The organism is Bacillus sp. FSL K6-1218, assembly GCF_038006445.1.
GTDB classification, from domain to species: Bacteria; Bacillota; Bacilli; order Bacillales; family Bacillaceae_G; genus Bacillus_A; species Bacillus_A thuringiensis_S.
This window is the reverse complement of record NZ_JBBOVE010000001.1, coordinates 2,403,322-2,423,633: the sequence shown is the minus strand read 5'-3', so window position 1 is coordinate 2,423,633 and position 20,312 is coordinate 2,403,322. Positions and strand designations below refer to the sequence as shown.

The following is a 20,312-nucleotide window of genomic DNA, read 5'->3' as shown; positions in this document are numbered from 1 at the left end:
CGTACCTATTTCTTCATTTTTATATCAACTGTTACAAAATATATCTTTTCCTTACACTAATAACAGCTAAACGTTGCCTTAATATAACCCTTTACAGTCGTTTGCACATTCAATTCACATCCTTTTTAAAGTTGGCTTTTTTCTATCTCAAATACTATCACACAAATATTTCACCTACTATATTCATAAAGTTGAAATATTTGAATCAGAAAATTCGGATAAAAAACCAAGTCCACAAATCATAACAAAACTATTATTTAGTTATATTTTCATTTTATAGATAGCTTTAACCATAGGGATATTAAGAATATAGTTTTTTAATTTTATTAACATAATAGTTTAAAGAGACTATAAATCCTACTAAACAAAAAAATAAATATACAATAAAGTATATTTATTTTTTCTTATCCTACATATTTTCTATGCAAATTAATTCCAATAACTAAAGTTGATAATAAAAATATAATACTACCAATCACTAATGTACTCATAACAAGAATTGAATAATATAGTATTAATACTTCTGCACCTACTACCTATTTTATTTATTGGATATTTATACTTCAAAAAAAATTACACATCATTCACAATTAGGATGCATACCCAAAATATGATTTGAACATGTTATTATATTTTAAGATAATATAAAATCCGTTTTTCTATAAGAGAACTTAATTTTTATGTAGTACGAAATTGTTAGTAATACAGTATATACTAATTTAGTTATAAAAACATTTAAAGACCACCTATTTCCATAAGTGATCTTTCTTTGTGATTCTGCATTTGTGCACTACTGTAGAAATATATTGTAGAAATGCTTTGTTTGCTAAATGTTTAGTTCTTTCCATTTACTAAAAAACATAGCTTCATACACTTAATATCATATTCGTTACATTGCAAACTATTATTTTGTCTTCTGTACAGGCAAACTACTAAAAATTAATTCAGCAACTTTTACATATCCTTTTGAGTTTGGATGAATTAAATCCTTAGACCAAAGCATATTGTCATTAACTAAATGATGATTCCAAAAATCAACATGATGAAGCTTATACTCTCTGCTCAGTGAATGTATAACTTCATTTGCCTCTAATAATTGTTCTTTTATTACTTGTTTTTTTTCAGAAGCAAAAGGAAGCCTAACTGTAAAATCTGGAAGGTTTGCTATAATAATATCAGCACCTGCTTTACTTAATGAATCTATCATAAATTCCATATCGTTCTTATATGCATCATGATTCCAACGTCCTTTTAAAACATCGTTTGCCCCTGCAATGAGACTAACCAAATCTGGATTAAAAGTTAACGCCTTTTCCAATTGCTGCGAGCGAATTTCTTTAGTTACTAACCCACGCTTTGCAAAATTGGCATATTCTATATCGTTTTCACACAGTTGAACAAAATGATCTACCCAGCTTTTTAATGCAATTCCCTCAACTTCATCCCCTATCCCCTCTGTAAAACTATCACCAATTGCTAAAAATCGCTTCCACATATGTATTCCCCCTTTATTTTTAAACATATCTATACTATACAATAGCTCACACCGTAATTGTTATTTCTAAGTGGTTTTCAATTTCAATTATATTCCACTTTATTATATTTACATTTAGAATCCAAAATTGACCGATTCCTAAGTATACTTAGGAATCGGTCATATTCGTATATTTACTAAAGAAATAAAATCTCTCTAGGAATTATACTTTTTTCAAAAAATTGTTTGTTCTTTGTTTTGCCCAGTTGATACATTTCTTTTCGATTAAATGATACGAAACTATAGAAAAAAGTAGTGTCATTGCAATGCATAAAGTAAGAAGGAAAAAGATAGGTATCTTTGTATACAAAAGTTTAAATAGTACCATCATGATTGGAAAATGACACAAATAGATACTGTATGAAATTTCTCCTAAATATACAAATACACTCTTATTTAAAAATGCTTTTACTTTTAGGTTACTCATAGCCATTATAATAAATATACTAACCCCCATTACGACACCCCAATCTTTTAATAAGAAAGTAGTATCATTACGGGAAAAACCATAAATTAAAATGGAATATAAATACAGAATAATCCCTAATGCAATAAGAAATCCTTTTTTAATTTTTTTCATATTCCTATATGAGTAGATAAGTTTTTCCTTATACTTAAAAAGTAACATTCCAACAATAAACATAGATGTAAAATGCAGTGTATCAGCATAACCATTATAAAATCCTTCAGCTTTCCCAATATGCAACATATTAAGAAAAACACTAATTAAAGAAAAGCACAAAGCAAATAGTATCGTTTTCTTCCAATTCAGTTTATAAAAAAAAAGAAATAACAAAGGAAATACAATAGATATACGCATTTCTTGAGCCAATGACCAAATAACTGGATTATAATTTTCCGTAAAAAAGTTATTAAGAAGCACAAAGTGGTTTAGAATATCTAATTTTGTTATAGACCCTTGCCACCTATCATAGAACCAATCCCGTAGCCCTACCACTTCATACGACGAAAATAAAATAAATAAAACAAAGGTAACAATTATCCAAAAATAATAAGGAATATAGATTCTTACAAATCTCTTAATTAAATATCCCCAATAATTTGTTTTTGAATGATAAAGTGCCATCGATAACACAAAACCACTTAATACATAAAAAACGATAACAGCTTCCCCACCCGCCCATAAAAACCTAAGCGGGGAAAATTTAATAGAATTAGGCAACGATGGTAGCATTAAACAAAAATGTCCAAATACCACAGTAAGTGCCGCTAACCCTCGTATGGAATCTAATTCTTTTATTCTCTTACTCATAAAATGTTCTCCTTGTAAATTGTAGATTTTGCTTTTCATAAAGGCCACTATGCGAATGTAGTGGGAGAATTGTACATATCGTTTCTTTAAATTCCTAATATAAGCAGTACAAAGTTAATTTGACCTCCATTTCTTTATATACATAATTTAAAACAAAATATTTAATACAAAGAAAAGATTTTATTAAATTTTTATAAAGTGAAACTTTAATGGGTGGTTTTTCATCATGTAACTTTATTAAACTAACCTTGCACCAGAATCCTTTAAATCGAAAGATTCATAATAAACGCCATCCCTTCTGTATATTTCTACAAAAAGAATAGCGTTTTTGGAGTATATGGATACAAATTCATTTTAGCTTGATAGAAATACCAAAAGTTCCGAAGGACCAAATTTGAAAAGTAATACAATCTTTCATTCCAAACTATTTACATAAGAATCTATAATACTTTGAAACCTTTTGTTTCAAACTAATATTTAGTTGTATCCTATAAAATTAGCTTTTTACTATATCAATCGCACTATCCCACATACCACTAAAAAAAGATCCAGTTTTACGTATAAAACGTGTAAACCAATTTGCTTGTTCCACATCAGATTTTGTTACAAGGTCTATTTGTAATGAATTACCTGATAAGAACCCAGGATCGGTATTATCTTTAGGCGAGATAATTATTTTACTAATTGTTACACCTTTTTTAATAGGCGCTTCTGGTTCTTTATTTGATACTTTAAATTCTTTTTTATAACCGTCTTTGTTGCCCTTCGGCATTGGAAGTGAAACAGCTTGCTTCGTTTGAACTACTACATCTTTCTCTTTTGCATTCGCTACTCGTACCGTTTCATGTCCTTTTACTACTGAATCTTTTCCGTAGACATTCTTCACTTCAAAATTCGCAAATCCATAATCGTATAATTTCTTTGTTTCATCAAAACGGGCCGTATGAGATTTTGCTTTTATCACTACAGAAATTAGGCGCATACCATTTCTTTCTACTGTACCAGTGAAACAATCTCCCGCTTCTGGAGTCGTTCCTGTTTTCAAACCATCTACACCTTCATATTGCTTAATTAAACCTTTTAACATCCAGTTAAAGTTCGCCATATCAATTGGATATTTACCACCCTCTTGGAATGTTTTTTTAGGAATTTTTGCTGTATTCAATATTTGGGGAAAATCTTGAATAAGACGTTGTGCTAAAATTGCACAATCCCTTGCAGACATTTTATTTTTTTCGTCTAGAGTTGTCCCTTCTAGGTGATATCCTTTTAAATCTTGATTTGTTAAGCCTGTAGAGTTTACAAATTTATAATCTTTCATTCCAAACTCTTTCGACTTATCGTTCATCATTTTTACAAAATTGCCCTCTTTACCAGCAATCTCTTCAACTAAAGCAATTGTTGCACCATTTGCAGAATAAATTGCCATTGCCTCATATAACTCTTTTACCGTATAAGAGCCACCATTTTCTAATGGAACGTTTGATAATGAACGATCTTGCGAAATCTTATGTGCATATTCAGAGATTTTAACTTTTTGATCCCATTTAAGTTTTCCTTTATCTACCGCTTCATGAACTAAGTATTCGCTCATCATTTTTGTCATACTAGCAATTGCCAATGATTCATCTGCATTTTTTTGATATAAAATTTTTCCGGAATTTGCTTCTATTAAAATTGCTGATCCTGCTTCAACGTCTATAGCAGAAACTGTTTCCGCTGCTGCTCTTCCAAATGTAACGAACATGCTAAAAAATAGTGTAAGCACTGTTACTATTGCAATAAATCTCTTGCAAAACATACCTTTCACTTCTGTTACCTCCAATATCTTTGTACTCAAAAAAGAGTTATTCTAACATAATCTCAAAAAAAATAGACAGTGTTCTCAAATTGTATATACATATTAGACGTTAGGATTGCTTTCATATAGACCATCTCATCTGACACTTTTAGGTGCCCTGATACTTTGTATTCCCACGCATATCCTTATTTTTAATCACCTTATATTTTTTAAAATGATTCGCACTTTCATATTTTTTAGGATTACAATTAATAGACAATCTAAATAATACATTTGTTCCACATTTACAAAAAATAAAGTGAAACTTTAATCAGTGGGGGTTTTGTTCATCCCCCACTAATTATTAGCCCTTACCAATCGGGCTTTTACGGGCAGTAAGACCCCCACCTAACTTCTTCGCTTTCGCTGAAATTTGAGGTGGAGGTCTTACTGCCCGGCAAATAGCGGGATAAAACCAGTGTGTCCCAATTAAATATCGAGACACACTGGTAACAAAGCATTCGTTTATTAGCTATCAAGGATTTTAATTATTCAATTCAGCTATTTGCTAGACTTATATTAGAGATAAATTTTCTTTAGTCTAAACTATTAGTTTTTTGTAATAAAAAAACTACACCCTATACTGAATGTAGTTTTTCTAACTGATTTATTTATTTTTTACTTCATTTTTATAAAAAGCAAATAATGGTTCGATGGATGGACTAGATAACAGCAGAATTGCCTTCTCGATCAATTTCCTATCCCAATCAAACCAACGCATTTCCATTAACATGTTTATTTCTGTATCAGTGAATCGTTTCTTTATTTCCTTAGCAGGATTTCCACCAACTATTGTATACGGTGGAACATCTTTACTTACGACAGATCCTGCAGCAACAATTGCACCTTCACCAATAGTAACACCAGGCATTATTATAGCATTCATTCCAATCCAAGCATCACTTTTAATGACTGTATCGCCCTTAGTTTCATATGATTGTTCAATTTGCTCAGCGAATGGATATACTGTAATCCATTCTGAGTGATGATTATGGTTACCACCCATTAAAATGACTACTCCACTTGCAATGCAAACATAATTCCCAATAATGAGTTTATCAAGATGCCATCCCATCTGTTCAATTGGATTAAACAGTGCTTGTGACTTAGCATCCCCCCACAAATACCTTACACAACCATCTTCAAAATTTTGATGACCATAATATCCTGAATAATAGGAGTACTCTCCTACTTCAATGAGTGGATTTGTTACTATATCTTTTATATATTTTGTTTCTGACCAATGATTAAATAATGGATCCTTCATAACTTTATTCCTCGCTTCTAAGTATTATATATTTTGTTATTTACTTAGAAGCTTACTACGACTGCTACATTTTTTAGCTTTCTCAAACGACGAATCATTATCTTCAAGCCTTTCTTTTATAATAAAAAAAGCATAACGCAATAAATTACACTAGTCAAATTGTGTAATTTTGAACTCGACTTAAATAGCGTAATAATGCAACAAGAGCATAAAAACAATCTAGCCCCTATACAAATAATATATTAGTTTATATTTTGTAAAAAAATTTTAATTGCCATGACAAAGCAAACAATAACCACTATTGGTCGTATTAATGACGTCCCTTTTGTAAGCACCATCTTCGCTCCAATATATGATCCTATAATTTGACCAAGCATCATAATCAACCCAATTGCCCAATCGATTTGGCCGAAAATAATAAAATACAACAAAGCAGCGAAATTACTTGTAAAATTCAAGATCTTAGCATTTGCAGTTGCTCTTGTAGCACTATATCCACATAAAAGAATGAACGCTAAAGCAATTAAACTACCTGTTCCTGGGCCGAAGAAACCATCATAAAATCCAAGGAATGGAGCCACTGTTAACGCAAACAACAACATACTTATTTTTCTCGGTCGATCTTCGTTTGCTATATTTGGAGATAATAGAAAATAAAGACCAATAATAATAAGTAAAAAAGGTAATATCATGATTAGATATTCTGCCCGTATCTGTAAAACAAGCCATCCACCGAAAACGGATCCCAAAAAGGTCATTAAGATGGACAAACGCATATCTTTGAGATTAATTTCTTTCTTCTTAATAAAAATCATTGTTGCCATGAGGGTTCCGCTACTCCCTTGTAGTTTATTAGTTGCTATCGCTACAGAAGGAGACATACCTACTAATAACATTATCGGGATAGTTATCATACCACCGCCCCCAGCAATTGTATCTATCCATCCTGCTAATACAGCTACTAAAAATAGTAGTATGAGTAATTCAATAGTAAAATCCATACAAATAATAGGGGCAGGCTTGAGCTATTATAACCCAAACCTCCCCGTCGCCCCTCCTCTCTTTAAACTAGTTAATGATATCTGTAAAGTAACTTTCTTTCTGATCACGTAATCGGCTGGAAACGTACTGCCTGCAAACAATTCTTCTTCCGTACTTATTATCTCCAATCGGGATTTTATATTCTTCCTCAGATAACCTTTCCCTACCATGAGTTACATTTGTTTGTTTACCATAGTATGAATTTGGGATAATTAATAAATCTTCAGATGTAAGTGGAACCTTATAAGTGGGCGTTGTTCGTAAGAGTTCTAAAAACATGTCAAATTCCAATTTTTCTTCTTCACTTTCTCCCACATAAATCAATCTATTTTCTGCTCCATTCAAACAAGTTGCAATAATATCACCATTATCATCTAAAAATATGATTTGGTTTATTTCCCCTACAAATCCCGATATTTCACCATCCGCCATTCCTGCGATATGAGCAATAGGCATTTTACTTATCGCCAATATATCATCTTTACTGAAGTGATTTTCTTCAAGATGCTTTTGAAGTAATTTTGGCGTTCCAATATGAGTTTGAGTTTTTAAATTTAACACTCCTTTTAATAAAAGAGCATCAACTCTAGTAAATTTTCCACAAGTAATTTCAGACACTATTCGTTCCACGGATTTATTAAGTCTATTTGATACAATTTCTAAATTCGTATTGAATGTTTTCAATCTTGCTTCAATATCTGATTGGTCTTTCATATCTGTATACACTGTGGCATCGTTATGTTGATAAAAGTTCCCGCCACCGGTGCTTGCACCGACATTTCGCAAAACTTCATCGTTGTTCAAAGGGGAAATGAGGTGAAATCTATTTTTCCCTGCATGTTCGGATGGGTGAATTAAAGCATCATAATTAAAAAGTGTGGCAAAAAGCCATGTGACCCATTCTGCATAAAAATATTTTTTCATTCTATCGTCTTCGTCTTCACCATAATTAAAACCTTTGCGATTTTCCCCAGGTAATAGGGTTTCCATAGGATCACATGGAATATTTTTAATAAGAGTAGGTGGTACGTTTCCACCACAATTCGCTACTTTTATCATATGTAGTAGTTTTTTCATATCTGAATTCGAAGTTTTCTTTGAATAATCAATCAAACAATTAAGCCACTCTCTTGAAAAGCTTGCAGCTATTTCTTGATCACAAGTATAAGGATTATGAGTTTTTAATTCATGGTCTATTAGATTCTTGATTTTATCCTTCAATACATTAGGAATGCTAATTTCTTCGATTTCTGTAATCTGCAGTATTCCTTTATTCATTATAAAACCTCCGTTGTTTTATTTTTTTACACCATATCTTCTATTAAATAAACTACCTACTTCTTTTTTGCTCCTTTGCTTTTCGTCAGAGCTATTACAGTTACCAAATTACAGAGAATAAACGTGGGGTATACAAAATTTCTTTTTAGTTACATTAACCCCGTAAATCTCCATTAAATTAGTATATTTAATGGAGATTTATTTTCATACTTTACTTTCAAACTATGTTTATAGGATTTTCAATTCAAGCACAAATATTCCTTTCCCTAGAATTTTCCTAAGATTGAAATCAGAATTTTCAATACACTAATATTAACAATAAAAATATAACACGAAACCAAAAAATGTAAACGAATAGTTTTTTTATAAAAAATAGTCAGACTATTTTTAAGGTAATTTGTATTTCATTGCACTAACTGCAATAAAGTGGAACTTTAATCAGCCCTCACCAATCGGGCTTTTACGGGCAACAGGGCCCCCGCCTAACTTCTTTGCTTCCGCTGAATTTCTAGGTGGGGGTCTTACTGCCCGGCAAATAGCGGGATAAAAAAGCCCCCTAAATAATAGAGGACTTTCTTTACAAGAATATTCTATTTTAAAATCCTTACTTACCTTTTATTTTAAAAGATATTGCTGTAACTTCTTTATTAATAGTTCCGTCCCCTCTGGACTTACAATAATCTTCCCATTCGCTAACGAAATATTGCTGTCTGAAATATCACCTGTAAGTGCACAAGCTCTTGGAGATTGATATTTTCGTAAAATAATCTGATCCTCTTCTATAAACATTTCAAGAGAATCTTTTTCTACAATTCCTAAACTCCGTCTTATTTCCATTGGAATAACAATACGCCCCATGCTATCTGCTTTACGAGTAATCCCTCTTGATTTCATAAAATGCCACCCTTTATTTTTATCTAATATTACGGTACTTATTTTAGCAATAAACAACAATAAGGAATAGTTCGTATTACAGTACTTTTTTTAGGAATAAATACCAATTAAAAATAGCTTATGTTAGGATTGTTTCTTGTTTATTCTTCATTTTTAATATATTTATCCTTGATCATTTTTATATATTGTTTTCTTTCTGTTAGTTCAAATATAAATAATGCCTTTTTTATGTATGTTAAACCAACTTCATTAGAGTGCTGAACTTTTAATAAAATTGCACCTTTTTCAAAGAATAATTCACCTAATAAGTATAAAGTATTCATATTTATGGCTAATTTTATACCTATTTCACTATACTTTATCGCTTCTTCATATTGATTTGCAAGGTGTAGACATTTTGTTAACGTATGAATGAGTCTTAATTTGATTTCTTTTTCTCTAGGAAATTCTATCTTATTAAAATTAATTAAACTTTGTTTTAATATATTTATGCTTTTCTCATACTCTTCATTTTCTGCATGTATTATAGCAATTGAATTCATTATGCTTATTTCTTTTTCTGATAAAAAGTTACTACTACTTAAAGTTTGTTTTAGTGCTCTATTTAAAATGTCAAAAGCATTAATTGTTGCTCCATTTACATAATATATAGCAATCGCTTCATGCCATAATAGAAATTGTTTATCTTCTTTTGATTGGAAATTATTTTCGTTTTTCTCTTTTTTCACTATTTCGTAAAGCTCATTATATTCTTTTTGTTTCACACAATCTCTCATTACACATTTTACATTTTCAATATATTTTATTTTTTTATTTTTAGTCAGTGCAAATATATAATTTGGATCAATACCAAGTCTTTCAGATAGTTGATACAACAATATGCTAGATGGATAAATAATCCCTTTTTCTATCTTACTAATTTGGCTTTGTGAACATATTCCATGACATAATTCAGATTGTGACATATTTTTTTTCTTTCTAAGTCCTTTAATAATAATACCAAGATTGTAGAATTCCATCTTTCCTCCCTCAAATGTAACACTTTATGAGTATAAGAATATTTTCCAACTTTTAATGTAATGTAAAATTAGTATAGTTACAATTACTATTTATATGGATTTATAGTTTTTTCACAAACTTGTATCACAATATGAGAAATTATTACAATAAAGTTCACTAATAACCAATGGGAGTTTTATTCATCACCACTGATTATTAGTCCACTCCAAGCAGGCGTTTACAGGTAGTTCGATTTCTTTGCCACAGCTAAATTTTGAGGTGAGAATCTTATTGCCCGCAAATAGCGAAATTAAAAGAAATAAATATGATTTTTGATCTTTATTTCTTTTAATAGTTTCTTTTGATTTTATATAAACAATTTCGAAGGGGCTTATTTTATGAAAAGAATGTTAACCGAAAGAGAGTTAGAAGTGGCTATTTATGTAGCAAAAGGATATACAGATGCAGAAATTTCCAGAAAAATATATGTTACCCCTAGAAGAATTTCAACGATAATTAATCATATTAAAGAAAAATGGCATATTAATTCTAGAGTGGAATTAGGTATTTTAGTTTATCATTATGGTTTTATAGATGCACCCTTATTTTCTAATAAGGAAATTCAGCTATGCAAAAAGGTTGTACAGTAGATAGCAGAATATAAAAAGATTAGAGAATTAACTTCTCTAACCTTTTTATATTCAATACTAGCTTTTAAACAGCCCTAATGCTACCATTAATCCTGTTACCTGTTCAACCTTGTATAAACACAAAAAAGAATTAGCACTTCCTACTTTTCAAAACTAGTTACAATTCTCTCTTTCATTTTCTGTATTACTTCACTGCTCAATACCTTTTGACCAGCAGGAAGTTTTAATATGGCAGCAGCACCTTTACTAAGGTATATTTCTTGATCATTATTTTGATTTACTACCAATATTCCTTGCCCTTCAAATTCGAAATAACTAATATCTTTTGTTTCATTTGTATTATTTTTTATTGCTTTATATAATCCATATAAATCTTTACTTCTATTTTCTCCGCCCGTTCGAATCGGTTCAGTATCATTCGCAACAATCAGTCCTTCTGGCTGCTCACCCTTCATAATAAACCATAGCTTTTCATTTGTTGGTAATAGTAAATGCTTAAATTCAGAGCTATTTAAAATTTGCTGTGCTGGAATTGTTTCATAGATTGGTAACGAAAATGGAGATGTTGTTATTTTTTCAAAACTTAAATTTTCAGAAGAACTTCCCTTACTATATTGATAATCTTTTAATGCGATCGATTGTACTGATTCACTTTTATTTTTTGATGCATAACTAATTTTACTAGCGAAAATAATAACGGTCATTAAACACATGCACGGTATCACAAGCTTAAGTAGTTTTCCCATTTATGAACCTCCGCTTTTAATATTATTAGTTTGCATGGATATTATAAACAGTTTCACTCCACCAAAAATTATTATTGTTATGGAACGTACTGAAATTATGATTATAATGATCACCATACCAAGGGTCCATGTACGTTATATAATCTGTTCCATTTGTCCCTTTATAAAATCCATCAAGTACTAGAAAGTGTCCGATGTTAGCTCCATTTTGCCACATAATGAGTGCAATCATCGGCTGATTACTATTAATTTGATTTTTGAACCAATCATACGATTTTGCTCCAGAACTTATAGCTGAACTAACACCATATCCCGATAATCCATATTGTATTTCACGTGAAGTTGCAGGGGTATTATATGAGCCACCCTTGACATACCTAACGTACTGATCTTGTGAAGGAGTTTTCCCAAAATAATTTAAAACTGAGACCGAAGTGCCTGCCCAACACCAATTTGATCTTTCTTGTAATATGTTAGGTACAGATAATTTACGGTCTGTTGGTGTACTTGGAGGATTTCCATTAATATACGCTGACGTTATATATACTTTTTTTCCATCTTTAAAATAATAAAACCAACGATTATCTAAACTTCCTGTCCAGTAATCTTTAACCGCTTCACCATACTCCCATCCTTTAAAAGATACTTTTGTATTTTCGGGAATCACATCTACAATATTTGCATTCAAACTTTTTGCACCTCTAACATTTACATTCAATGGAGCTGTTGTTCCTGAAAATTCCACTTCTTCTGCTATTATTTTCTGAACACCAATAAAACTAAATGTGAAGAACAATAAAACCATACAAACAATAAAATGCTTTCTTCCCTTCATTTCTCCACCCCTTCATCAGTACTAAAAAACATCAACAATTCATCCTTATTAATTGTTCAAGCTTAATATTACATACTAACGAAAAACGACTTCTCATAAAGTAAAACTTTAATCAGTGGGGTTTTATTCATCCCTCACTGATTATTAGTTAAACTAATCGGGCTTTTACGGGCTGCCCGATCCCCGCCTAACTTCTTTGCTCTCGCTGGATTTTGAGGTGGGAGTCTTACTGCCCGGCAAATAGCGAGATAAATTCCAATACAAAAAAGGAGCCTATAAATTTTTATAGGCTCCTTTTTATTTCGTCGTTATTACTTAGCTAATTCTTTCGTACCCTTCATTACATCAACGAAGAATCCCCAGTTATTCACTACAGAAGAGATACTGATATGTTCATCTGGAGTGTGGACGTTAAAGATGTCTGGTCCGAATGAAATTGCATCTAATTCAGGCATCTTTTGAACGAATGCGCTACACTCAATCCCCGCATGTACAGCGAAGATTTCAATTTCTTTATTGTATTTTTCTTGATGTACTTTTTCAAATAAATTACGAATTTGTGAGTTTGGATTGTATGGCCATTCTGGATACTCTGACTCTATTTCAAATGTAGCACCAACTAATTCAGCAATATATTTGATTTCTTCTGCAACATGTTGTTTTAAACTACTTACAGAACTTCGCACTTCGTTACGTAATTTAATTTCATCTTGCAACGTTTCAATAACGCCTAAATTTGTTGAGCTTTCTACAAGACCTTTAATATCCATGCTCATACTTTGAATGCCATTCGGAATTAAGAATAATGATGAAATAAGCTGCTTTTGTGTCTCTTTAGCAAATACTTTTTCAACTTTTTCATCCAATTTTGTCAGTGTAACATGAACATCTGGATCAACAGCACGCATTTCTTCTTGTAATACACGTGTCCATGATTCTAGTTTTTCTTCTACTTGTCCTACATCTTCTGTACGAATTAAAATTGTAGCTACACTTTCACGCGGAATTGCATTCGTTTTTAATCCGCCGTGAACTTCACTTATGTAAAACTCCGTATGTACTGATAAATCACGTAATACTCGTCCTAATACTTTGTTCGCATTACCGCGTTGTTTATCAATTTCCATACCAGAATGGCCGCCTTTTAGACCACCAACATATAGACGGTATGCATCCATATTCGCTGGCGTTTCATCCCAAATTACTTGAATTGTTTCAACAGCTTTCGCACCACCTGCACTACTTACAAGTAATTTATGATCTTCTTCAGAATCAATATTTATAAATATCTTTCCTTCAAAATGATTTGGATCAATAGCAAAAGCCCCACCCATTGTCGTTTCTTCTTCAGTAGTGATAACGACTTCAAGTGCTGGATGCGGAATTTCTTTTGAATCTAATAAAGCTAATGCATACGCAACTGCAATACCATTATCAGCACCTAAAGTTGTTTGATTTGCATATAACATGTCCCCAATGATTCGTAATTCAATTGGATCTTTTTCAAAATCATGTACTGTTGCTTGATTTTTTTCGCAAACCATATCCATATGACCTTGAATAATAATAGCTGGTACATTTTCATAACCAGCTGTTGCTTCTTTTTTAATAATGACATTTAATGCTTCATCTTGAATGACTTCTAAGTTACGCTCTTTTGCAAAGCCCACTAAATAATCACTAATTTCCTTTTCATTACCTGATCCTCTAGGAATCTTTGAAATTTCTGCAAAATGAAAAAATACAGGGTGCTTTGTTAATTGTTCTAAAGTAGAATACATTTTTCAAGCTCCTCTCAAAATGAAAAAATAATATGTAAGTCTCATATCATTATACCATGATTCATTATTTTATCTTTCTTTTAACTTTTATTGTTCATTTTATGTACAACACTCTTACAACATTGTAAGGGCGTTGTAATCTACATCGATTTTTCTCATTTAATAATAGTCGTATACTTTTTAAAGAAACACATTAAAGGAGATAAAGAAAATGAAAAAGTTTTTAGCAATTATTACACTATGTTTATTATTTTTTAGTTTTACTATTGGCTGTGAGAGAGCGTCACTAAATAGAATTGGTAAAGATGTATATTACATGCAGATAAAAGGCGAAGGAACTATCGAAAAAGTAGATGGTAGAAACTTACGAAACTATACGCTGCCCGCATATGATGAAGATGGCGTCAAAAAACAAATTACATTTAGAAGTACAAAAAAGGAAAACAATCATAAATTAAATGAAGACGCGTTTTTACGCCTTTATGTAGATCAAAATGATAATAGCAACAATGAAATATCATCAATTGAAGTAAAGTCCTATGAAGAGATTCAGAAAGCAGATTTACCTGAAAAAGTAAAAGATAAGTTTACTATTAAATAAAAAACAAAAGAAAATGCTCTATGCATTTTCTTTTGTTTTTTTCACCTGTATATATTTTGAACTGCTATTATTCATCAGTTTCTCTAACCGATTTATATTCTCCGTTAATGCACCTTTCACAAGAGAGAAATCTGTATTGGATTCTTCTTTTTTTTCTTTAAAAAACGAAGACTTTTGTACATTGACTTCAGCCATCTCTTCTCCCCCTTTTCAAAAAGATACAACCTTTTATTTATATTATATAGCAAATGTAGAAAGAGTGTACACTTATGATTTTCTTTTTAATTCTTCTTCTAATTCTTCTACTTGCTGCAACGCATCCCCTTTTATTAAAGAGAAATCTGTTGTATCTTCGTTATCTTCTTTAAAAAAATCATTGTCATAATCTTTTACCACTACAATCACCTCTACATGCTAGTGTAGGAATGATTGTCCAATTTTATTCAACTTTGTCGGATTTTGTTTTTAATTTATGTATAGAAGAAAAGGACAGAAAAAGATTCTGTCCTTATTTACTAAAATAACTATGATGTATTGTTAAATTATATACATTTTCAAAATCCCGATCTTGCAGGTTATTTTTCTTTCCATCAATAACAATGAAAACGTCACTTACTATTTTTGCTGGTATGATCCCGACATTTTCTACTTGTACCGCTTTCTGCTCATTCAATTGCTCGATATGTTCTAACGGAACGATAATACTAAATTGCGAGCGAATACCACGAAAGTTTGTATTTAATTCCTTCGCGGCTTCAAAAACAACAATTTTCGCGCCAATCTTTTCCCCATATGAATCTAAAAATGCATTTAAGCTCTTTGTATATTCCTCTTCCGTATGCCATTCCATCGTACCGAAAACTGATGGATTAACATTTTGAATAATTGTCGTGTATATTTCTCCTCTCGCTTTAGATGCAATTAATGATCGTTTGATTGATTGAACTGTCTTGCCAATATCGCTAAATTTCGCACCCCATATTTCTGAAATATTAGGTGTTAAAATGAACGCAATATCAACAAAAATAACCATTGCAGTAAACATTAAAAGATTTTTCCAGAGGGTTAAATCGATTCCTTTTATCATGAAATACACGGTGACAGATATGATAAACAAACCATACCAAGTCTTTCTAATACGTTGCTTTTTCTCCTCGTACAACTCCTCATTTTTCCAATAAAAGAAAACAAGGACTACAAAGACAATCGCTAAAACAAATAAGCCAATTCGAATGTTAGAGATCATTAATCACATCACCCTCCATTCAAAAACTACTCACGATATCATTACATGCGCAAGCTGCTCTCTTTATGACAAAAGACGTGGACAAGCTTCTAAATTTAGCTACATTGCATATATATTAGAAGGTGCCACGTCTTTTTTGTGGGCAGTAAGCCCCCCACTGATTAAAATTTCACTTTACCATGAGTCTATATTGTATATGTAGACAAGCATTCATTTCAAATTTTCGTATTAAAAAGAAATATGTTTCGGAATTCCCCCTTCAGGTACTTCTCCATCCATACTTAAATAATAATGACGAATCGGACGTAAGTTTTCGTCTAATTCATAAACAAGCGGAATGCTAGTTGGAATATTTAATGAAACTACACCATCACTTGAAAGGTTGTCTAAATATTTTACTAGCGAGCGAATTGTGTTACCGTGTGATGAAATAATTACTTTATTACTACTTTTTAATGTCGGCGCAATTTCTGAATGCCAATAAGCAAGTACTCTCTTCTCCGTATCCTCTAAACATTCAGTTAATGGAAATTCACCTTTTTTGAGTGTTTTATATCTTGGATCGGTCGCTTCATATCGAGGATCGTCTTCAGTAAGAGCCGGTGGTCTTACATCAACACTTCTTCTCCAAATATGAACTTGCTCCTCACCATATTTTTGAGCAGTTTCATCTTTATTCAACCCTTGCAATGCACCATAATGTCTTTCATTTAGCTTCCAAGATTTATGTATTGGGACCCAAGTAAGATCCATCTCATGAAGTACAATCCATAACGTCCGAATTGCGCGTTTTAATACAGATGTATAAGCCACATCAAAAGTATATCCGTTTTTCTTTAATATTGCTCCTGCTTCTCTCGCTTCACTTAATCCATTCTCTGATAGATCAACATCTGTCCATCCAGTAAAGCGATTTTCAAGATTCCATAAACTTTGTCCGTGACGAATAAGTACAAGTTTTATCATTATAATTCCCCTTTCGGAAATGTGAATTTTATTGTTCCATTACGTACACGTATAAAGTATCTAGTAATGTATCTTTTTATCCATTCACTCTATGACCAATCGATAGTTGCCAAATGTATGGATAAAATTTGTTCTTTTTCAAACGATAAAAACAGAAGCTTTTTCATTATTTTTGATCGACTGGTATTTCCCGTTTCGATATCCAAGCATCAAAACCTGATCGGCTATTTGCCATTTCATTCATAACTTGGTGCCAATTGTCCTCACATGATTCACCAAATTTTGAAAAAATAGCACCCATTTGTTGTCTTTGTACATCACTCAGTTTTTTCTCTAAATCTGTACCTTTTTCTGTTAAAGACAACTGTTTCACACGTCGATCATGCATAGCTTCATTACTCTCAATTAAGCCCTTTTCCACAAGTTGACGTAGCGGCCCGTGGAGAGCTTGTTTACTTATTTCTAATAGTGATAATAACTCATTTACACTTATCCCTGGAAAACGTGCGATAAAAAATAAAATTCGATGATGTACTCGTTGAATGCCATATTCTTTTATAATTTCATCTGGCTTTTCAGTAAATGTTTTATATGCAAAATAAAATAATGCTAATGCCTCATTCATCTGTTCTTCTTTATGTTGTGTCATCTACTTTCCCCCTGTATGTAAATTATACCACAATCTAGTAATGAATATTTTAATCAACGCATTAGAACTTGTTCAGTCTATTGAAACATTCATTGCATAATTAGGAGATGATTCATTTGAAAAAACAATATACTGTAAGTACATATTTATTGGATAGACTACACGAATTAGGAATTGAACATATATTTGGGATTCCTGGTGATTATAATCTTGCCTTTTTAGATGATGTAGTAGCACATGAAAATTTAAAGTGGATTGGCAATTGTAACGAATTAAATGCTGCATATGCAGCAGATGGGTACGCTCGCATAAAAGGAATCGCTGCTCTTATTACTACTTTCGGTGTCGGAGAATTAAGCGCCATTAACGGTATTGCTGGCTCATATGCAGAAAACGTGCCAGTTATAAAAATCACGGGTACGCCACCAACAAAAGTAATGGAAAATGGAGCAATCGTCCATCATACGCTAGGCGATGGAAAGTTCGATCACTTTTCCAATATGTATCGAGAAATCACTGTGGCACAAACAAATGTAACACCTGAGCATGCAGCTGAGGAAATTGACCGTGTATTACGTGCATGTTGGAATGAAAAACGCCCTGTTCATATTAATTTGCCGATTGATGTGTATAATAAACCAATTAATAAACCTACGGAACCAATTTTATATAAACCGATTTTAAGTAATAAAGAAACGCTGGATAAAATGCTTCTACATGCCACTTCAATAATAAATAACGCCAAAAAACCTGTAATTTTAGCTGATTTTGAAGTAGATTGATTTCACGCTAAAGAAAGTTTACATCAATTCGTAGAAAAAACTGGGTTTCCCATCGCGACGTTCAGTATGGGAAAAGGAATATTCCCAGAAAAACACCCTCAATTTATAGGTGTTTATACTGGTGATGTAAGTTCTCCGTACTTGCGAAAAAGAATTGATGAATCTGATTGTATTATTAGTATTGGTGTGAAGTTAACTGATACTATTACAGGCGGCTTCACACAAGGTTTTACAAAAGAACAAGTTATAGAAATCCATCCCTACACTGTGAAAATTATAGATAAAAAATACGGTCCAGTTGTAATGCAGGATGTTTTACAACATTTAAGTGATTCAATTGAGCATCGTAATAAAGATACCCTTGACGTTAAGCCATTTATTTTAGAATCATCACCTTTTACTGAAAAGTTCATTCCAAAAGCACAAATGGTCACACAAAAACGTTTTTGGCAGCAAATGTACCATTTCTTACAAGAAAACGACGTCTTAATTGTAGAGCAAGGAACACCTTTCTTTGGTAGTGCTGCTATCCCTCTACCTAATAACACTGCATATGTAGGACAACCGTTATGGGGATCTATCGGATATACACTGCCCGCTCTACTTGGTACACAGCTCGCCAATTTATCACGGCGCAACATTTTAATTATTGGTGATGGTTCTTTCCAAGTAACTGCCCAAGAGTTATCAACTATACTACGTCAAAATTTAAAACCGATTATATTTTTAATCAATAACAACGGATACACTGTTGAACGTGCCATTCACGGCCAAAACCAACTTTATAATGATATACAAATGTGGGATTACAATAAACTATCAATGGTATTTGGATCAGAAGAAAAAAGTCTAACATTTAAAGTAGAAAATGAAGCAGAATTAGCAGAAGTCTTAACAAATATAACTTTTAATAAGAATCAACTTATCTTTATTGAAGTTATAATGAGCCAAAGCGATCAACCTGAATTGTTAGCTAAACTCGGGAAAAGATTCGGTCAGCAAAATTCTTAATATAAAAGCATAACCTAATTATACAATTAGTAGTGTAAAACTTGTTTTGAGAATAGTTTCGCCATCCTTTTCTATTTTAAGAACCTTCTTCGACTAACGCCCCGTGCGACAAACAAAAATTCTTAATCCATCTTTAACTTTATAGCTTTTGTCGCAATAAATGTTTTAATATGCTTATCTAATATCCTTGTTCCACCAAAATCATCCTCATAAAAACCTGTTATAGCAAAACCAGCTTCAACTTGGCCTTGGATTTGGTCTTCTAAAGTATGCGCATATTCTATTGTTTGATTTGAATTGATGTAATCTTGAACTTCATCCTCTGGTAAATAATCCAATGTTGATGAAGGAATTGAATGTTTAACATCAAGAATACCTTTTTGTTCTTGGTTATCATCAAAAATCCATAGTAACGGATTTGTAAATCCAACAATAAGAATACCTTTATTCTTTAAAACCCTAGAAACTTCATTCCATACAAGATGAACATCTTTTACAAACAAATTAGAAACAGGATTTACAACAATATCAAAATATTCATCCTCAAGATCACCAAGGTCTGACATATCTCCTTGTACGGTTTTTAAAGTCAAACCATCCCGTTTTGCTACCTTTTCATCTTGTTCCAATTGCTTCTTAGATATATCAGTAACTGTTACATCTGCTCCAGCAGCAGCTAGAACTGGTGCTTGTTGTCCGCCACCTGATGCTAAGCAAAGTATCTTTAATCCATCTAATGACTTTGGAAACCACTCTCTAGGAACTGATTTTTCCGTAGTGACTGTAATCTCCCATTCACCTGATTTGCTTTTCTCAATAACCTCGCTACTTACAGGCTGCGTATATCTAGAACCTTCTTCCACCTTCTTATCCCATGCATTACTGTTTTGTTGAGTTGTATCCATTATAACTATTCCCC

General features: G+C 32.0%; 19 protein-coding genes and 1 pseudogene. 3 read left to right on the top strand and 17 right to left on the bottom strand.

The features are described from left to right. Window positions 1–904: 904 nt before the first annotated feature. The 8 genes from MHI26_RS12410 to MHI26_RS12375 form a co-directional block, all read right to left on the bottom strand. Complete coding sequence (locus tag MHI26_RS12410) at window positions 905–1,495, bottom strand: SGNH/GDSL hydrolase family protein (protein WP_061667589.1); 591 nt, start codon at window positions 1,493–1,495, stop codon at window positions 905–907. Window positions 1,496–1,697: 202 nt separating this feature from the next. Continuing rightward, entirely contained in the window at window positions 1,698–2,846 is a 1,149-nt protein-coding gene (locus MHI26_RS12405; RefSeq protein ID WP_061667590.1) for an acyltransferase family protein, read from the bottom strand. A 457-nt stretch (window positions 2,847–3,303) separates the two neighbouring features. Continuing rightward, window positions 3,304–4,617, bottom strand: a complete 1,314-nt coding sequence (locus MHI26_RS12400; protein ID WP_000677656.1) for a D-alanyl-D-alanine carboxypeptidase family protein — start codon at window positions 4,615–4,617, stop codon at window positions 3,304–3,306. A 637-nt stretch (window positions 4,618–5,254) separates the two neighbouring features. Further along, window positions 5,255–5,914 (bottom strand): CatB-related O-acetyltransferase, encoded by a 660-nt coding sequence (locus MHI26_RS12395; RefSeq protein WP_061667591.1) that lies wholly within the window; start codon window positions 5,912–5,914, stop codon window positions 5,255–5,257. A 242-nt stretch (window positions 5,915–6,156) separates the two neighbouring features. After that, window positions 6,157–6,915, bottom strand: a complete 759-nt coding sequence (locus tag MHI26_RS12390) for a TSUP family transporter (RefSeq protein ID WP_000347982.1) — start codon at window positions 6,913–6,915, stop codon at window positions 6,157–6,159. Window positions 6,916–6,982: 67 nt separating this feature from the next. Continuing rightward, complete coding sequence (locus tag MHI26_RS12385; protein WP_001032356.1) at window positions 6,983–8,233, bottom strand: hypothetical protein; 1,251 nt, start codon at window positions 8,231–8,233, stop codon at window positions 6,983–6,985. Between the two features lie 615 nt (window positions 8,234–8,848). Continuing rightward, complete coding sequence (locus tag MHI26_RS12380) at window positions 8,849–9,127, bottom strand: AbrB/MazE/SpoVT family DNA-binding domain-containing protein (RefSeq protein ID WP_000842214.1); 279 nt, start codon at window positions 9,125–9,127, stop codon at window positions 8,849–8,851. Window positions 9,128–9,267: 140 nt separating this feature from the next. After that, on the bottom strand, window positions 9,268–10,146 hold the full coding sequence (locus MHI26_RS12375) for a helix-turn-helix domain-containing protein (protein WP_061667592.1): 879 nt from the start codon (window positions 10,144–10,146) through the stop codon (window positions 9,268–9,270). 378 nt (window positions 10,147–10,524) lie between these two features. On the opposite strand from MHI26_RS12375, the gene MHI26_RS12370 reads away from it, so the two are divergent. Continuing rightward, on the top strand, window positions 10,525–10,776 hold the full coding sequence (locus MHI26_RS12370; protein ID WP_000827562.1) for a response regulator transcription factor: 252 nt from the start codon (window positions 10,525–10,527) through the stop codon (window positions 10,774–10,776). A gap of 140 nt (window positions 10,777–10,916) precedes the next feature. Here the strand turns inward: MHI26_RS12370 and MHI26_RS12365 are convergent, their stop codons facing one another. The 3 genes from MHI26_RS12365 to pepD form a co-directional block, all read right to left on the bottom strand. Next, window positions 10,917–11,522: a hypothetical protein gene (locus tag MHI26_RS12365; protein ID WP_000517275.1), complete on the bottom strand. Its 606-nt coding sequence runs from the start codon at window positions 11,520–11,522 to the stop codon at window positions 10,917–10,919. 25 nt (window positions 11,523–11,547) lie between these two features. Continuing rightward, complete coding sequence (locus MHI26_RS12360) at window positions 11,548–12,357, bottom strand: papain-like cysteine protease family protein (protein WP_000678377.1); 810 nt, start codon at window positions 12,355–12,357, stop codon at window positions 11,548–11,550. Window positions 12,358–12,668: 311 nt separating this feature from the next. Beyond that, on the bottom strand, window positions 12,669–14,138 hold the full coding sequence (pepD, locus tag MHI26_RS12355; RefSeq protein ID WP_061667593.1) for a beta-Ala-His dipeptidase: 1,470 nt from the start codon (window positions 14,136–14,138) through the stop codon (window positions 12,669–12,671). A gap of 211 nt (window positions 14,139–14,349) precedes the next feature. Between pepD and MHI26_RS12350 the strand changes: the two genes are divergently transcribed. Then, on the top strand, window positions 14,350–14,739 hold the full coding sequence (locus MHI26_RS12350; RefSeq protein ID WP_061667594.1) for a YxeA family protein: 390 nt from the start codon (window positions 14,350–14,352) through the stop codon (window positions 14,737–14,739). 18 nt (window positions 14,740–14,757) lie between these two features. On the opposite strand, the gene spoIISB is transcribed toward MHI26_RS12350, so the two are convergent. The 5 genes from spoIISB to MHI26_RS12325 form a co-directional block, all read right to left on the bottom strand. After that, window positions 14,758–14,934 (bottom strand): stage II sporulation protein SB, encoded by a 177-nt coding sequence (gene spoIISB, locus MHI26_RS12345; protein ID WP_000852627.1) that lies wholly within the window; start codon window positions 14,932–14,934, stop codon window positions 14,758–14,760. 72 nt (window positions 14,935–15,006) lie between these two features. After that, the gene (locus MHI26_RS12340) at window positions 15,007–15,135 is read right to left on the bottom strand and encodes a hypothetical protein (RefSeq protein WP_000237817.1); all 129 of its coding nucleotides are present in this window, start codon (window positions 15,133–15,135) and stop codon (window positions 15,007–15,009) included. Between the two features lie 112 nt (window positions 15,136–15,247). After that, the gene (locus tag MHI26_RS12335) at window positions 15,248–15,985 is read right to left on the bottom strand and encodes a type II toxin-antitoxin system SpoIISA family toxin (protein ID WP_000624982.1); all 738 of its coding nucleotides are present in this window, start codon (window positions 15,983–15,985) and stop codon (window positions 15,248–15,250) included. 228 nt (window positions 15,986–16,213) lie between these two features. Next, entirely contained in the window at window positions 16,214–16,951 is a 738-nt protein-coding gene (gpmA, locus tag MHI26_RS12330; RefSeq protein WP_061667595.1) for a 2,3-diphosphoglycerate-dependent phosphoglycerate mutase, read from the bottom strand. Between the two features lie 166 nt (window positions 16,952–17,117). Next, window positions 17,118–17,600, bottom strand: a complete 483-nt coding sequence (locus MHI26_RS12325; RefSeq protein ID WP_000191888.1) for a MarR family winged helix-turn-helix transcriptional regulator — start codon at window positions 17,598–17,600, stop codon at window positions 17,118–17,120. A gap of 107 nt (window positions 17,601–17,707) precedes the next feature. On the opposite strand from MHI26_RS12325, the pseudogene MHI26_RS12320 reads away from it, so the two are divergent. Then, a pseudogene (locus MHI26_RS12320) lies at window positions 17,708–19,393 on the top strand (alpha-keto acid decarboxylase family protein). A 122-nt stretch (window positions 19,394–19,515) separates the two neighbouring features. Here the strand turns inward: MHI26_RS12320 and MHI26_RS12315 are convergent. After that, a complete protein-coding gene (locus MHI26_RS12315; RefSeq protein WP_061667596.1) occupies window positions 19,516–20,298 on the bottom strand; it encodes a class I SAM-dependent methyltransferase in 783 nt (260 codons plus the stop codon). Window positions 20,299–20,312: the final 14 nt, after the last annotated feature.

Bases quoted from the DNA above. Each gene is read 5' to 3' on its own strand.
- MHI26_RS12410 (WP_061667589.1), bottom strand. From the start codon at position 1,495: ATGTGGAAGCGATTTTTAGCAATTGGTGATAGTTTTACAGAGGGGATA.
- MHI26_RS12405 (WP_061667590.1), bottom strand. From the start codon at position 2,846: ATGAAAAGCAAAATCTACAATTTACAAGGAGAACATTTTATGAGTAAG.
- MHI26_RS12395 (WP_061667591.1), bottom strand. From the start codon at position 5,914: ATGAAGGATCCATTATTTAATCATTGGTCAGAAACAAAATATATAAAA.
- MHI26_RS12390 (WP_000347982.1), bottom strand. From the start codon at position 6,915: ATGGATTTTACTATTGAATTACTCATACTACTATTTTTAGTAGCTGTA.
- MHI26_RS12385 (WP_001032356.1), bottom strand. From the start codon at position 8,233: ATGAATAAAGGAATACTGCAGATTACAGAAATCGAAGAAATTAGCATT.
- MHI26_RS12380 (WP_000842214.1), bottom strand. From the start codon at position 9,127: ATGAAATCAAGAGGGATTACTCGTAAAGCAGATAGCATGGGGCGTATT.
- MHI26_RS12375 (WP_061667592.1), bottom strand. From the start codon at position 10,146: ATGGAATTCTACAATCTTGGTATTATTATTAAAGGACTTAGAAAGAAA.
- MHI26_RS12370 (WP_000827562.1), top strand. From the start codon at position 10,525: ATGAAAAGAATGTTAACCGAAAGAGAGTTAGAAGTGGCTATTTATGTA.
- MHI26_RS12365 (WP_000517275.1), bottom strand. From the start codon at position 11,522: ATGGGAAAACTACTTAAGCTTGTGATACCGTGCATGTGTTTAATGACC.
- MHI26_RS12360 (WP_000678377.1), bottom strand. From the start codon at position 12,357: ATGAAGGGAAGAAAGCATTTTATTGTTTGTATGGTTTTATTGTTCTTC.
- pepD (WP_061667593.1), bottom strand. From the start codon at position 14,138: ATGTATTCTACTTTAGAACAATTAACAAAGCACCCTGTATTTTTTCAT.
- MHI26_RS12350 (WP_061667594.1), top strand. From the start codon at position 14,350: ATGAAAAAGTTTTTAGCAATTATTACACTATGTTTATTATTTTTTAGT.
- spoIISB (WP_000852627.1), bottom strand. From the start codon at position 14,934: ATGGCTGAAGTCAATGTACAAAAGTCTTCGTTTTTTAAAGAAAAAAAA.
- MHI26_RS12335 (WP_000624982.1), bottom strand. From the start codon at position 15,985: ATGATCTCTAACATTCGAATTGGCTTATTTGTTTTAGCGATTGTCTTT.
- gpmA (WP_061667595.1), bottom strand. From the start codon at position 16,951: ATGATAAAACTTGTACTTATTCGTCACGGACAAAGTTTATGGAATCTT.
- MHI26_RS12325 (WP_000191888.1), bottom strand. From the start codon at position 17,600: ATGACACAACATAAAGAAGAACAGATGAATGAGGCATTAGCATTATTT.
- MHI26_RS12315 (WP_061667596.1), bottom strand. From the start codon at position 20,298: ATGGATACAACTCAACAAAACAGTAATGCATGGGATAAGAAGGTGGAA.